Origin of the sequence: Burkholderia sp. BCC1996 (assembly GCF_905339955.1) — a bacterium.
Classification (GTDB): Bacteria; Pseudomonadota; Gammaproteobacteria; order Burkholderiales; family Burkholderiaceae; genus Burkholderia.
In genome coordinates, this window is sequence record NZ_CAJPHM010000037.1 from 1 (window position 1) to 12,788 (window position 12,788).

Annotated in this window: 13 protein-coding genes and 2 pseudogenes; 9 read left to right on the forward strand and 6 right to left on the reverse strand. The window is 66.7% G+C overall.

Annotation, left to right across the window (positions count from 1 at the left end; translation table 11 throughout):
- Positions 1-414: pseudogene (locus tag U4Z64_RS33665) on the reverse strand (hypothetical protein); the annotation flags it as partial.
- A gap of 554 nt (positions 415-968) precedes the next feature.
- Between U4Z64_RS33665 and U4Z64_RS33670 the strand changes: the two are divergent.
- The 3 genes and pseudogenes from U4Z64_RS33670 to U4Z64_RS33680 all read left to right on the forward strand — a co-directional run.
- The gene (locus U4Z64_RS33670; protein WP_321822272.1) at positions 969-1,322 is read left to right on the forward strand and encodes a DUF4148 domain-containing protein; all 354 of its coding nucleotides are present in this window, start codon (positions 969-971) and stop codon (positions 1,320-1,322) included.
- Positions 1,323-1,404: 82 nt separating this feature from the next.
- On the forward strand, positions 1,405-2,196 hold the full coding sequence (locus tag U4Z64_RS33675) for an alpha/beta hydrolase (RefSeq protein ID WP_321822304.1): 792 nt from the start codon (positions 1,405-1,407) through the stop codon (positions 2,194-2,196).
- Positions 2,197-2,270: 74 nt separating this feature from the next.
- Positions 2,271-2,483: pseudogene (locus U4Z64_RS33680) on the forward strand (amidase); the annotation flags it as partial.
- Between the two features lie 66 nt (positions 2,484-2,549).
- On the opposite strand, the gene U4Z64_RS33685 reads toward U4Z64_RS33680, so the two are convergent.
- Positions 2,550-2,687, reverse strand: a complete 138-nt coding sequence (locus U4Z64_RS33685) for a hypothetical protein (protein ID WP_321822273.1) — start codon at positions 2,685-2,687, stop codon at positions 2,550-2,552.
- Positions 2,688-2,908: 221 nt separating this feature from the next.
- Between U4Z64_RS33685 and U4Z64_RS33690 the strand changes: the two genes are divergently transcribed.
- The 5 genes from U4Z64_RS33690 to U4Z64_RS33710 all read left to right on the forward strand — a co-directional run bounded on the left by U4Z64_RS33690 (position 2,909) and on the right by U4Z64_RS33710 (position 7,640).
- Entirely contained in the window at positions 2,909-3,379 is a 471-nt protein-coding gene (locus U4Z64_RS33690) for a rhodanese-like domain-containing protein (protein WP_321822274.1), read from the forward strand.
- 28 nt (positions 3,380-3,407) lie between these two features.
- Entirely contained in the window at positions 3,408-4,367 is a 960-nt protein-coding gene (gene epsC, locus U4Z64_RS33695; protein ID WP_044849008.1) for a serine O-acetyltransferase EpsC, read from the forward strand.
- A complete protein-coding gene (locus tag U4Z64_RS33700) occupies positions 4,364-4,585 on the forward strand; it encodes a helix-turn-helix domain-containing protein (RefSeq protein ID WP_044849007.1) in 222 nt (73 codons plus the stop codon). The genes epsC and U4Z64_RS33700 overlap by 4 nt, the downstream gene beginning before the upstream one ends.
- Positions 4,586-4,720: 135 nt before the next feature.
- Entirely contained in the window at positions 4,721-5,653 is a 933-nt protein-coding gene (locus U4Z64_RS33705) for a family 2A encapsulin nanocompartment shell protein (RefSeq protein ID WP_034205507.1), read from the forward strand.
- Positions 5,628-7,640 carry a family 2A encapsulin nanocompartment cargo protein cysteine desulfurase gene (locus U4Z64_RS33710; RefSeq protein ID WP_321822275.1) on the forward strand — a complete coding sequence of 671 codons (2,013 nt, stop codon included), beginning with the start codon at positions 5,628-5,630 and terminating at the stop codon, positions 7,638-7,640. The genes U4Z64_RS33705 and U4Z64_RS33710 overlap by 26 nt, the downstream gene beginning before the upstream one ends.
- Before the next feature lie 93 nt (positions 7,641-7,733).
- On the opposite strand, the gene U4Z64_RS33715 is transcribed toward U4Z64_RS33710, so the two are convergent.
- Complete coding sequence (locus U4Z64_RS33715; protein WP_044847315.1) at positions 7,734-8,348, reverse strand: LysE family translocator; 615 nt, start codon at positions 8,346-8,348, stop codon at positions 7,734-7,736.
- A 259-nt stretch (positions 8,349-8,607) separates the two neighbouring features.
- On the opposite strand from U4Z64_RS33715, the gene U4Z64_RS33720 reads away from it, so the two are divergent.
- Positions 8,608-9,759: a porin gene (locus tag U4Z64_RS33720; protein WP_321822276.1), complete on the forward strand. Its 1,152-nt coding sequence runs from the start codon at positions 8,608-8,610 to the stop codon at positions 9,757-9,759.
- A gap of 109 nt (positions 9,760-9,868) precedes the next feature.
- Here U4Z64_RS33720 and groL read toward each other — a convergent pair whose 3' ends face one another.
- The 3 genes from groL to U4Z64_RS33735 all read right to left on the reverse strand — a co-directional run bounded on the left by groL (position 9,869) and on the right by U4Z64_RS33735 (position 12,684).
- Positions 9,869-11,509 carry a chaperonin GroEL gene (gene groL, locus U4Z64_RS33725; RefSeq protein WP_044847313.1) on the reverse strand — a complete coding sequence of 547 codons (1,641 nt, stop codon included), beginning with the start codon at positions 11,507-11,509 and terminating at the stop codon, positions 9,869-9,871.
- A 13-nt stretch (positions 11,510-11,522) separates the two neighbouring features.
- Positions 11,523-11,813 (reverse strand): co-chaperone GroES, encoded by a 291-nt coding sequence (locus tag U4Z64_RS33730; RefSeq protein WP_011356207.1) that lies wholly within the window; start codon positions 11,811-11,813, stop codon positions 11,523-11,525.
- Between the two features lie 124 nt (positions 11,814-11,937).
- Positions 11,938-12,684, reverse strand: a complete 747-nt coding sequence (locus U4Z64_RS33735; protein ID WP_321822277.1) for a hypothetical protein — start codon at positions 12,682-12,684, stop codon at positions 11,938-11,940.
- Positions 12,685-12,788: the final 104 nt, after the last annotated feature.

The following is a 12,788-nucleotide window of genomic DNA, read 5'->3' on the forward strand; positions in this document are numbered from 1 at the left end:
TTTGATGTAGTTGCCGGACCAGAGCTTCGGGTTCAGAAACCCATCCGGCGTCACACTCTCCGTGTACTTCGCGGGCGTCAACTGTCCGGCATCGATACCGTGATACATCATCTGATCGTCCAGACGTCCGAGCCGGCGATTCAGACCGGCGCACAGCCCTTCCTCCGAGGCCTCGAACCATTCGCCCTCCGAGTTCACCCCATGCACGAAGATCACGATACCGGGCAAGGGCAATTGCTTGATGCAGATGAGCGGCGTGTTCTTCGCAAACATCGTCACGCCTTCGCCCCGGCCGACGACGATCGGCGGCGGTGCCGGCCGATATGCGGGCGCGTCCGGCGCAGCCGCGTGCGAGACGCGTTCGTCATTGCGCGTTTTCGCTTCCGATCGAGAATCGAAAATTGAATCGGTCATCCAGACTCCTCAACATGCGGGATGCGTTCCACCGTCATCGAACCGACACGGAATGAAAAGATAAGTATCCGAAGCAAGAGGGAAACGTGATCAGGCGGCGAGCATACTGAATCGGCGCGCGTGAAAGACGCGGTCGCCCGAAAACTCCGCGCGGAGGCCGTGATAACGGACACGGATTGTCAGAATGTGTTTCAGGCCCGAATCGGTCGCATGGCTTCGTTGTTGACGTAGTGCGTGGCCTTGCGACCCGCTGTCATCCGACAGGCGACCATCCGGCGAATCAGCCTCATGACGCAATTGCGCGCGAGATCGTGTCCGTACTTGGCAGCGCTCGAATCGCGATCGTCCGTATGTGCGTGGCGATACTGACGGATTTGTATCGCACTGTATCTATCGAGTCTCTGGAGACATCGGATTGCACTGAAGGCGGGTTTCGGAAACAAGCCGGATACGTGAGCGGGTTCTACTGTCGACATGCAGAAAACGTTCGGTGCCAAGCGTTCGCACCGGATGCCGAGTGATCGATACCCCACCTTCCTTCCAGGAGAAATCTCATGAAAACCGCTCGAATCCTCGCAGTTGCCGTACTCGCTTCGATCCCCGCCTTGTCGTTCGCCGATGCCGGCCACGGCCTCACGCGCGCCGATGTGCGCGCCGACCTCGTCCGGCTCGAGCAGGCCGGCTACAACCCGGCCGGCAGCGACGCGCGTTACCCGGACGATATCGCCGCCGCACAGAACGTCATCGCAGCGCAGCAGGTCGCGCGCTCCGATCAGAACGGCCCATCGAAGTCGCAGGACGACAACGTGGCTGCCGCGTCGGCGCCGGCCGCCCGCTACGCCGCGGCCGACCAGCGCGCCGCGCGGAACGCGCGCACGGACGCGGACGATCTGTACGCGCATTCGTGATCCGCTGCCGCGCCTGCCGCACGCAGGCGCGGCTCGATCAGCAACACTTCAGATGAACAACACGATGAAAAGGAGCATGACGATGGTCGGTTTGACGAAACGGGTTCTGGTGTCCGCTGCGGTGCTCGGCGGGCTGTTCGGTGCGGTCTCGGCGCAGGCGGCGCCCAAGGAAGACCTGAAGGGCACGAACGTCGTGCTGGTGCACGGCGCGTTCGCCGACGGATCGAGCTGGAACCGCGTGATTCCGCTGCTCGAAGCGCGCGGCCTGCATGTCGTATCGGTGCAGAACCCGCTGAGCTCGCTCGCCGCCGACACGGCCGCGACGAAGCGCGCGATCGACGAGCAGAAGGGGCCCGTCGTGCTGGTCGGCCATTCGTGGGCCGGTGTCGTGATCAGCGATGCGGGCAACGACGACAAGGTGAAGTCGCTCGTCTACGTCGCCGCGTTCGCGCCGGACAGCGGCCAGTCGATCGCCGACGTCACGCAGGGGCTGCCGGCACCGTCGTGGGCCGGCGAGTTGCGCAACGATGCAGGCGGTTTCGCGACGCTGTCGGACAAGGCGATCGCACAGGATTTCGCGCCGGACCTGCCGCCCGCGCAGCAGCGCGTCGTCGCGGCGACGCAGGGGCCCTGGTACGGTGGCTGCATTTCGGAGAAGGTCGCGCAGGCCGCGTGGCATGCGAAGCCGTCGTCGTTCGTCGTCGCGACGCAGGACCGGATGATCGATCCGAAGCTGCAGGAGGCGATGGCGAAGCGGATCGGCGCGACGGTCACGCGTGTGAACGGCAGCCACGTCGCGATGCTGAGCCAACCGAAAGCCGTGGCCGACGCGATCATCGCGGCCGCGGAACGTGCGAAGCAGGATGCGCAGTGAGTGAAGGCGGCGGCGCGGCGTGCTTGACGCGCGGCGCCGTCGGTGATTGTGAAGTCCCTTGACGAGGAGAATTCATGACGCGGCAACTCTGGCAACTGTCGGCGACCGAAATCGCGCAGCGCGAGCAGCAACGTGAAGTGTCCGCGCGGGAAGTGGCGGATGCCGCGCTGGCCCGCCTCGAAGCGGTGAACCCGGCGATCAACGCGGTGGTCGAGCATCGTCCCGACGACGTGCGTCGGCAGGCCGACGAGGTGGGTCGCGCGATTGCCCGCGGCGGCGATCCGGGCCGCTGATGCGGTGACGGGCGTGGTGCGTCGGCGATGCACCGCGCCGGCCGCCTCCCGTTCGCCGATTCATCGAAGCGTGCGCCGTTCGACCCGGCCCACGATTCCATTCAGGATTCCATCACGACGTGCGGCGCGCGTCGCATGCGGCATCGTTCCCGGCTTCGCCGCCGCCGATCCTTTCAAAAAACCTTCGATGCGCGACATCGAACGGCCATCGCTCCCCGTCCTCCGCACGAATCCGCCCCAATTGCGCGCGTCTGCTATTGCATTTCACGCGCTGCTGATTAGGAAATGAATTTTTATTGGTTCTGCTTCCCCGAGCGCGCTCGCATAGTGGGGCTGACGGCTATAGACAGCACGCAAGCTGCACCGGCCGCATTCCCGGCATGTTTGATCATACGAATCTGCGAGAACAAGGAAGCGTGATGACGTTTGCATTGGAAGAACGAACCGCCGCCCAGCAGGCGCTCGAAGACGCCCGCGCGGCGGCCGCAGCGGCGGGCACGCCGTACGCGGGCGGCGTGGCGCCGGAAGCCGCGTGGGCGCTCTTTTCCGCCGGCGACGCGTTGCTGGTCGACGTGCGCACCGCGGAAGAACGGAAATTCGTCGGCCACGTGCCGGAGTCGCTGCACGTGCCGTGGGCGACCGGCACGAGCATGACGCGCAACCCGCGCTTCGTGCGCGAACTGGAAGCGAAGACCGGCAAGGACGCGGTCGTGCTGTTGCTCTGCCGCAGCGGCAACCGCTCCGCGCAGGCAGCCGAGGCCGCGGCCAAAGGCGGCTTCACGCAGGTATTCAACGTGCTCGAAGGGTTCGAGGGCGACCTCGACGAACAACAGCATCGCGGCGGCAGCAACGGCTGGCGCCATCGCGGCCTGCCGTGGGCGCAGGACTGAGTCACGGCCGTTACGGGGAGAAGTCAGCATGGCCGCATTCGATATCGACGACATCGTTCAGTCGCTCCAGACCGTGCGCCGCGCGTGGCGCGAGAAGCAGCGGCGCTCGCTCGAACCGGGCGGGCGCGACCTGCCGGCGCGCGAGGCGCTCGCACAGATCATCGGCGCGCTCAAGGGCGTGCTGTTCCCGATGCGGCTCGGGCCGCCCGACCTGCGGCAGGAGAGCGAGAACTTCTATGTGGCCCACGCGCTCGACGCGGCGCTGAACGCGCTGCTTGCGCAGGTGACGCTCGAGCTGCGCTACGCGGCGCGGCAACGCAACGCCGACGCGCAGATCGACGAAGCGGCCGCCACCGCCGTGCAGGCCTTCGCGGCACGCCTGCCCGACATCCGCCGGCTGCTCGACAGCGACGTGCTGGCCGCGTTCCACGGCGATCCGGCGGCGGGCAGCGTCGACGAAGTGCTGCTGTGCTATCCCGGCATTCTCGCGATGATCCACCACCGGCTCGCGCACGAGCTGTACCGGCTCGGGCTGCCGCTGCTCGCGCGGATCATCGCCGAGCAGGCGCATGCGGAAACCGGCATCGACATTCACCCGGGCGCGCGGATCGGCGGCGGCTTCTTCATCGACCACGGCACGGGTGTCGTGATCGGCGAGACCGCGATCATCGGCGAGCGCGTGCGCGTGTACCAGGCCGTCACGCTCGGCGCGAAGCGCTTCCCGCGCGATGCGGCCGGTCATCTGGAGAAGGGGCTCGCGCGCCATCCGATCGTCGAGGACGACGTGGTGATCTATGCGGGCGCAACGATCCTCGGGCGCGTGACGATCGGCCGCGGCGCGGTGATCGGCGGCAACGTGTGGCTCACGCAGGACGTGCCGGCGGGCGCGAACATCACGCAGGCCGTGCTGCGCAGCGAGGCGAATGCCGCGCCGCGCGCGCGAAGCGAGCCGGCCGAGCCGGTGCCCGACGCACAGGTGACGACATGAGCGACCTGATCCAGCACTTCGGCGCCAACGTGCGCAAGCTGCGCGAGGCGCGCACGTGGTCGCAGGAGCAGCTCGCCGAACACGCGGGGCTGAACCGCTCGTACGTCGGCGAGATCGAGCGCGGCGAGGCGATCGCCTCGATCGTCACCGCCGACAAGATCGCGCGCGCGTTCGACGTGTCGATCTCGACGCTGTTGCCCGGCGTGTCCGTCGCCTGACGCATTCCGCTTCCTTTCCCATTCGGTGGTGCCGCGTGACGGCTATAGCATGTTGAGCCGGCAGGTGCGTGCTTCCGATAATCACCCAGCGTCATAAGCAATCCCGTTTTTCATCTTAAGAACCCGGAGCCACACATGTCGACCGTTGCAAGCGGCACGGCCGCGCTGAGCGATCACGCCGCCCGCCAACTAGCGAACGCTACCAAGACCGTCCCGCAGCTTTCCACGATTACGCCGCGCTGGCTGACCCATCTGCTGCAGTGGGTGCCGGTCGAGGCCGGCATCTACCGCCTGAACCAGGTGAAGAACCCGGAAGCCGTGCGCGCCGCGTGCACGCAGCTCGAGGACGAAAGCGTGCTGCCGCAGACCTTCGTGCCGTACGAGGAACAGCCGCGCGAGTATTTCCTGAACGCGGTGAGCACGGTGCTCGACGTACATACGCGGATCTCCGATCTCTATAGCAGTCCTCACGACCAGATCAAGGAACAGCTGCGCCTGACGATCGAGACGATCAAGGAACTGCAGGAAAGCCAGCTGATCAACAACCCGGACTACGGGCTGCTCGCGAACGTGACCGACGAACAGCGGATTTTCCCGCTGACGGGCGCGCCGACGCCGGACGACCTCGACGAACTGCTGACCAAGGTATGGAAGGAACCGGCGTTCTTCCTCACGCACCCGCTCGCGATCGCCGCGTTCGGCCGCGAATGCACGCGGCGCGGCGTGCCGCCGCCGACGGTCAGCCTGTTCGGCTCGCAGTTCCTCACGTGGCGCGGCATTCCGCTGATCCCTTCGGACAAGGTGCCGGTCGCGGACGGCAAGACCAAGATCCTGCTGCTGCGCGTCGGCGACAAGCGCCAGGGCGTGGTCGGCCTCTATCAGCCGGGCGTCGCGGGCGAGCAGGGGCCGGGCCTGTCGGTGCGCTTCATGGGGATCAACAACCAGGCGATCGCGTCGTACCTGATCTCGCTGTACTGCTCGCTCGCGGTCCATTCGCCGGATGCGCTGGCTGTCCTCGATGACGTCGAAATCGCCAAGTACCATGACTATCCCGACACCTACCGTTAATCCCGGCTCGGCCGGCAGCGACGCGCTCGCGTTGCCGCACGCGCCGCTGCCGGCCGGCCTGCCCGACCCGGCGGCGCTCGCGCGGCTCGCGTCCGAGTTCTTCGCGACGCCGCCCGGGCAGGCCACCGCGCCCGGGCTGTCGGCGGGCAGCGGGGCGGTCGGCGGCGTGCCGTCGGCGCTGCCGGCTGCCGCGCCGATCCTCGCGTCGGTGAGCAATCCGGCGCCGGGCGGCTCGCCGCTCGCGGGGCCGGGCGGCACGGGCACCGGCGTGCCGGGCCTCGCGCTGCCGCAAGGCAAGGCGCCCGGCACGAACCTCGCGCCGTCCGCGCCGACGCACGTGCTGTCGCTCGGCAATCGCGTGCCCGCGCTCGCGCCGCACGCGGCCGCGCAGAACGGGCTGCCCGACAACGCGGTGTCGATCGCGCCCGCGTTCGAGCCGCGCGTCGGCGGCGCGGCGCTCGGCGTGCCGCAGGCGCAGGCGGCGGTGTCGGAGGGCGCGGTGCAGGCCGCGCCGTCCGCGTCGCCGTTTTACTTCACCGACGGCTCGCGGCAGGGCTGGCAGGCGACGCCGCAGGACATCGTCGTGCCGTCGAACGGCCTCGCGTCGCCGGAAGCGTTCGGACTGCCGGGGGACGATGCGCTGCGCGAACTGCTCGCCGTGCAGCGCGACGTGCCCGTGTCGCGCGCATCGGGCGGCGAGGTGCCGCGTTACTTCATCGACGATACGCGCGTAGCCGAGCCGCAAGGTCAGTTGTATCGCGGCGCACACCCGCCGTTCGACGTGAACGCGATCCGCCGCGATTTCCCGATCCTGCAGGAGCGCGTGAACGGCAAGCAGCTCGTCTGGTTCGACAACGCGGCGACGACGCACAAGCCGCAGGCCGTGATCGACCGACTCGCGTATTTCTATGCGCACGAGAACTCGAACATCCACCGCGCGGCGCATGCATTGGCCGGCCGTGCGACGGATGCGTACGAGCATGCGCGGGAAACGGTGCAGCGCTTCATCGGCGCGTCGTCGCCGGACGAGATCGTGTTCGTGCGCGGCACCACCGAGGCGATCAACCTGATCGCGAAGTCGTGGGGCGTGCAGAACGTCGGCGAAGGCGACGAGATCATCGTGTCGAACCTCGAGCATCACGCGAACATCGTGCCGTGGCAGCAGCTTGCCGCACTCAAAGGCGCGAAGCTGCGCGTGATTCCGGTCGACGATTCGGGGCAGGTGCTGCTCGACGAATACCGGAAGCTGCTCAACGACCGCACCAGGATCGTGTCCGTCACGCAGGTGTCGAACGCGCTCGGCACGGTCGTGCCGGTGAAGGAGATCGTCGAACTCGCGCATCGCGCGGGCGCGAAGGCGCTTGTGGACGGTGCGCAGTCGATCTCGCACATGCGCGTCGACGTGCAGGCGCTCGATGCGGACTTCTTCGTGTTCTCCGGGCACAAGATCTACGGGCCGACCGGGATCGGCGTCGTGTACGGCAAGCGCGCGATCCTCGACGACATGCCGCCCTGGCAGGGCGGCGGCAACATGATCGCGGACGTGACGTTCGAGCGCACGGTGTTCCAGCCGCCGCCGAACCGCTTCGAGGCCGGCACCGGCAACATCGCGGATGCGGTGGGGCTCGGCGCGGCGCTCGACTATGTGAGCCGCGTCGGCATCGAGAACATCGCGCGTTACGAGCACGACCTGCTCGCGTATGCGACGAGCGTGCTCGCGCCGGTGCCGGGCGTGCGGCTCGTCGGCACCGCGCGCGACAAGGCGAGCGTGCTGTCGTTCGTGCTGAAGGGCTATGAGACCGAGGAAGTCGGGCAGGCGCTGAACGAAGAGGGTATCGCGGTGCGCTCCGGGCATCACTGCGCGCAGCCGATCCTGCGGCGCTTCGGGCTCGAGGCGACGGTGCGGCCGTCGCTGGCGTTCTACAACACGTGCGATGAGGTCGATGCGCTCGTGAGCGTCGTGAGAAGGCTGGCGGCACGGCGCTGAGGCGCGCGGCATGCGGAAAGGCCGCTTGCGACTCCCGGCAACGGGGCGTCGCAAGCGGCCTTTTCTCGTGGCGATGCGGCAGCGCGACGGCGCTCAGCGCCCGGCCAGCATGCGCCCGCCGAGCCCCATCAGCAGCAGCCCGGCCGTCGTGTCGAGCACGGCCTTGCGCCGGATCAGCAGCCGGCGCACCGACGGATGCGATGCGAGCAGCGCCATCGCGCAGTACCACGCGCCCGAAATCCCGATCGACAGCACGACGACCGTGAGATCGAGCCACACCGGCGTATGCGCCGGCACCATCAACGCGAAGATGCTGCCGTAGAACGCGACGGATTTCGGGTTCGTCATGCTGACCACGTAGCCCTTCTTCGCGGCCTGCCAGCCGGAGGACGCGGGCGGCGCGGACACGGCGAGCGGCTTGCGTGCGCTCAGCACCATCTTCAGGCCGAGCCAGATCAGGTACGTGGCGCCTGCCAGTCGCAGCGCGGTGTGCACCCAGGCGACGTGGGTCACGAGCAGGCCGAGGCCGGCAATCGCGATCGCGGCCCAGGTGCCCGATGCGGCGGCGAGGCCGAGCCCGGTCATCACGCCTGCGCGGCGCTGCGCGAGCGCGGTGGACGTGACGATCACGAAGTTCGGGCCGGGGCTGGCCACGCTGAGCAGCAGGACGCCGGCGAGCGGCAGCAGGGTGTTGATGGTGGTCGACATGGCGCGGGCGGCGAAGCGGCGGAAGGAGCGTTCATCTTACCCCGGCGTGCCGTCGATGGCGCCTCGCGGTCGTTTCGGCACCGGCCGGCGAGCGTGCGCCGCACGCCGCCGTCATTGTTGAGCGCGTTGGAAAGGTGCAATCCGGAATCGGCAATAGGTGTCGCGAATATGACCGATTATTCTCCCGAGCGCAGTACCGTCCGCCAGCCGCAAATGCTGTCGGACTGCTTACAAAATCAATCGCTCAGGGAGGCCTTTCATGAACCGCATCGTCTTATCCGGTGGTGTCGGCGCGGTGTTCGCCGTAGCAGCGGCATCACCCGCCTTTGCGCAGAGTTCCGTCACGTTGTATGGCCTCGTCGATACGGCGATCCGCTATCAGACTAACGCCGGCCCCGACGGCCGGGACCTGGTCGGCATGACGGTCGGCCCGGAAACGCACAGCCGCTGGGGCTTGCGCGGCAGCGAGGATCTCGGCGGCGGCCTCGCGGCGATCTTTCGTCTCGAGAACGGCTTCGAGCTCGGCGACGGCAGGCTGCACGTCGCGAACACGCTGTTCAGCCGGCAGGCGTACGTCGGCCTGGCGAGCGACCGGTACGGCTCGCTGACCTTCGGCAACCAGTACGCGCCGCTGTACGACACGATGGGCGACGTGTTCGACCCGATGACCGTCGGCGACTACTGGCAGGACAGCTGGGCGTACAACGGCATCGGCAACTACCTGACGGTGGCGAACTCGGTGAAGTACAAGTTCTCGACCAACGGCTTCAGCGTCGATGCGATCTACGGGTTCGGCAATCATGCCGGTGCGATGGGTCTCGACAGCACGTACGGTGTCGAGCTGACCTACGCGCAAGGGCCCGCGTCGATCAACGCCGGCTTCCAGCAGACCTCGGTGTCGTCCGTGAACGGCAGCGCGGTCAACGGCGCGAAGGTGAACTTCCTGCACGTGAGCGGTGCGTACCAGGTCACGCCGTCCGTGCGCCTGCTGGCCGGCTGGCTGCACGGGCAGGACAAGACGGGCACGACCGACTTCAACATGCAGCAGGCCGGCGCGCCCACGCTCGGTGGCGGCAGCCCGAATCGTATCGACGATACGTTCTACGTCGGCGCGAACTGGCAGGCTACCGCGCCCCTGCTGATCACGGTGGCCGGCTATTACGGCCACGCGCGCAATGCGGAGCGGCTCGACGGCACGCTCGGCTCCGGAATCAACTACTCGGCGACCGTGCTGGCCGAATATGCGCTGTCGAAGCACACCGAGGTATACGGCACGGTCGATTTCGCGCGCGGCAACGGCGCGTTCGCGGCCGACTATCCGGGCGCCACCAACCGGCTCACCGGCAAGGTCGACCAGATCGGCAGGACCAACAACGTCGGGGCCGCGATCGGCCTGCGCCAGATGTTCTGACGACGGCGGGCGCGGCGTTCACGCATGAAAAAACGCGTGGCGACCGGTGCCGCCACGCGTCGTGGATCGAAGCGCGGTTGCCCGGTTCGGGCGGCCGCGCACAGCGATGTCAGAAATCGAACCCGGGCCCGCCCGCACCCGGGCCGCCCGGCACCGCGGCCGGCGCCGCATCCTTCGGCGCTTCGAACACGGTCGCGTCGGTCGTCAGCAGCAGCCCCGCGACCGATGCCGCGTTCTGCAGCGCCGTGCGCGTGACCTTGGTCGGATCGAGCACGCCCGACTCGACGAGGTCGCCGTATTCGCCGGTCTGCGCGTTGTAGCCGAAGTTGCCCGTGCCTTCCGCGACCTTCGCGACGACCACGCTCGCTTCCTCGCCCGCGTTCGTGACGATCTGGCGCAGCGGTTCCTCGAGCGCGCGCAGCACGATCTTGACGCCCGCGTCCTGGTCGGCGTTCGCGCCCTTGAGCGCGCGGATCGCCTGCCGCACGCGGATCAGCGCGACGCCGCCGCCCGGCACGATGCCTTCCTCGACGGCCGCACGCGTCGCGTGCAGCGCGTCGTCGACGCGGTCCTTCTTCTCCTTCACTTCGATCTCGGTCGCGCCGCCGACCTTGATCACCGCGACGCCGCCCGCGAGCTTGGCCACGCGTTCCTGCAGCTTTTCACGATCGTAGTCGGAGGTCGCTTCCTCGATCTGCACGCGGATCTGCTTCACCCGCGCCTCGATGTTCTTCGCGTCGCCCGCGCCGTCGATCACGGTCGTGTTTTCCTTGCCGACCTCGATGCGCTTGGCCTGGCCGAGTTCGGCGAGCGTCGCCTTCTCGAGCGTGAGGCCCGTTTCCTCGGCGACGACCTGGCCGCCGGTCAGGATCGCGATGTCTTCCAGCAGCGCCTTGCGGCGATCGCCGAAGCCCGGCGCCTTGACCGCGACCGTCTTCAGGATGCCGCGGATGTTGTTCACGACGAGCGTCGCGAGCGCTTCGCCTTCGACGTCTTCCGCGATGATCAGCAGCGGACGGCCCGACTTCGCGACCTGCTCCAGCACCGGCAGCAGGTCGCGGATGTTCGAGATCTTCTTGTCGTGCAGCAGGATGTACGGGTTCTCGATCTCGGCGATCTGCTTGTCGGCGTTGTTGATGAAGTACGGCGACAGGTAGCCGCGGTCGAACTGCAGCCCTTCGACGACGTCGAGCTCGTCGGCGAGCGACTTGCCGTCCTCGACGGTGATCACGCCTTCCTTGCCGACGCGGTCGATCGCCTCGGCGATGCGCTGGCCGATCGATTCCTCGCCGTTCGCGGAGATCGTCGCGACCTGCGCGATTTCCTTGCTGGTGGTGGTCGGCTTGCTGATCTTCTTCAGCTCGTCGACGGCCGCTGCCACCGCCTTGTCGATGCCGCGCTTCAGGTCGAGCGGGTTGAGCCCGGCCGCGACGTATTTCTGGCCTTCACGCACGATCGCCTGCGCGAGCACGGTGGCCGTCGTCGTGCCGTCGCCGGCGGCGTCGCTGGTGCGCGACGCGACTTCCTTCACGAGCTGCGCGCCGATGTTCTGCAGCTTGTCCGCGAGTTCGATTTCCTTCGCGACCGACACGCCGTCCTTGGTGACGACGGGTGCGCCGAAGCTGCGTTCGAGCACGACGTTGCGGCCCTTCGGCCCGAGCGTGACCTTCACCGCGTTCGCGAGAATGTTGACGCCTTCGGTCAGCTTCGCACGTGCGACGTCGCTGAAAATGATTTCCTTCGCTGCCATGATTTGCACTCCGTTATTGATTGACGACCGCGACGATGTCTTCCTCGCGCAGCACGAGGAATTCATTGCCGTCCACCTTGACCGCCTGGCCCGCGTACTTGCCGAACAGCACGCGTTCGCCGACCTGCAGGTCGGGCACGATGCGCTGGCCGTCCGCGTCCTTGCGGCCGGGGCCGACGGCGATCACTTCGCCCTGGTCGGGCTTTTCCGCGGCGCTGTCGGGGATCACGATGCCCGAGGCGGTGGTGGTTTCCTGGTCGAGTCGTTTCACGATGACCCGGTCGTGCAAGGGGCGTAGGCTCATCTGTCCGTCCTGTTCTGTTGTGTCGAAATTGGCTGGCACTCTTTAGCAGAGAGTGCTGACGAGTATAAAAACGCGTGGCGGCGCGATCCAATAACGGATTCCGAAATGCATTTGCGTGGATGCGCTATGGACGATCACCCGACAGCGCTGCTGAACGCTGTGTGTTCTTTTCCGCGTTCTCCAACGTTCGCCGCAACAGCGTCAGTTCGATTAGCTCGAGTTGGTAAGCGAAGCGCGACTGGACGCGCTTCAGCATCATCGAGCCGACGGACAGACCGAAAACCAGCGCGATACCCCAGAGAATCGCCGTATTGCTGAAGTTTCCGGAGACGAATCCGTTCGTCAGCGTGTTCCGCAGCCACGGCAATCCGCCCGCATCTTTGATATTGGTGAGCGTGATGGCAAGAAGCGCATAGGCCGCCGTACCTCCGCCGAAGAATGAAACGACGCGTGAGTCGAGGCGCTTCACCTTGAGTTGCAGGCAATGCTGCGCGTATTTCAGTGTGTTGTCGGCATAGCTGTTCAGAAGCCGGGCGCTTTTCTCATCAGTCTCTATCTCGCGAATGAGCGTATCCAGCGCTTCCTGTTTCCAGCGAAACATCTGCATGACGCCGACGATGGGCTCAACGATGAGAGAGAGAAGGCTCAAGACCACGGTGAACGCATAGAGCGCCAAGGCCGGCGTTTTTTGCCACTCTGCAGGCGCCAGTTTGTGCCATGCCACCATCAAGAGGAGCAGCAGAAAACAAATGCCGCCGCCAGCAAGCAGAAGTATCGAGCCCTTCCGCGCTCGCTCCATCGACAATGCTTTTGCCGGCCGGTAAGGCTCGAACGTAGAGAGGGTTTTCAGTAGGTCCTTGATTTTCAACATGAGGTCTCCGATGAACATTTCACGGTCGGGTGGCATACAGCGTTGTGCTTTCGACCGACAACAATATGCGGTCGCACGCTTTCATCGCGGTATGCGATCGGATT

What these genes read in the sequence shown, in the direction of transcription:
- U4Z64_RS33675 (WP_321822304.1), top strand. Translation starts at nt 1,405, where the DNA reads ATGGTCGGTTTGACGAAACGGGTTCTGGTGTCCGCTGCGGTGCTCGGC.
- U4Z64_RS33715 (WP_044847315.1), bottom strand. Translation starts at nt 8,348, where the DNA reads ATGTCGACCACCATCAACACCCTGCTGCCGCTCGCCGGCGTCCTGCTG.
- U4Z64_RS33705 (WP_034205507.1), top strand. Translation starts at nt 4,721, where the DNA reads ATGTCGACCGTTGCAAGCGGCACGGCCGCGCTGAGCGATCACGCCGCC.
- epsC (WP_044849008.1), top strand. Translation starts at nt 3,408, where the DNA reads ATGGCCGCATTCGATATCGACGACATCGTTCAGTCGCTCCAGACCGTG.
- U4Z64_RS33735 (WP_321822277.1), bottom strand. Translation starts at nt 12,684, where the DNA reads ATGTTGAAAATCAAGGACCTACTGAAAACCCTCTCTACGTTCGAGCCT.
- U4Z64_RS33720 (WP_321822276.1), top strand. Translation starts at nt 8,608, where the DNA reads ATGAACCGCATCGTCTTATCCGGTGGTGTCGGCGCGGTGTTCGCCGTA.
- U4Z64_RS33700 (WP_044849007.1), top strand. Translation starts at nt 4,364, where the DNA reads ATGAGCGACCTGATCCAGCACTTCGGCGCCAACGTGCGCAAGCTGCGC.
- U4Z64_RS33730 (WP_011356207.1), bottom strand. Translation starts at nt 11,813, where the DNA reads ATGAGCCTACGCCCCTTGCACGACCGGGTCATCGTGAAACGACTCGAC.
- U4Z64_RS33690 (WP_321822274.1), top strand. Translation starts at nt 2,909, where the DNA reads ATGACGTTTGCATTGGAAGAACGAACCGCCGCCCAGCAGGCGCTCGAA.
- U4Z64_RS33670 (WP_321822272.1), top strand. Translation starts at nt 969, where the DNA reads ATGAAAACCGCTCGAATCCTCGCAGTTGCCGTACTCGCTTCGATCCCC.
- U4Z64_RS33710 (WP_321822275.1), top strand. Translation starts at nt 5,628, where the DNA reads ATGACTATCCCGACACCTACCGTTAATCCCGGCTCGGCCGGCAGCGAC.
- U4Z64_RS33685 (WP_321822273.1), bottom strand. Translation starts at nt 2,687, where the DNA reads ATGTCGCGCATCGAAGGTTTTTTGAAAGGATCGGCGGCGGCGAAGCCG.
- groL (WP_044847313.1), bottom strand. Translation starts at nt 11,509, where the DNA reads ATGGCAGCGAAGGAAATCATTTTCAGCGACGTCGCACGTGCGAAGCTG.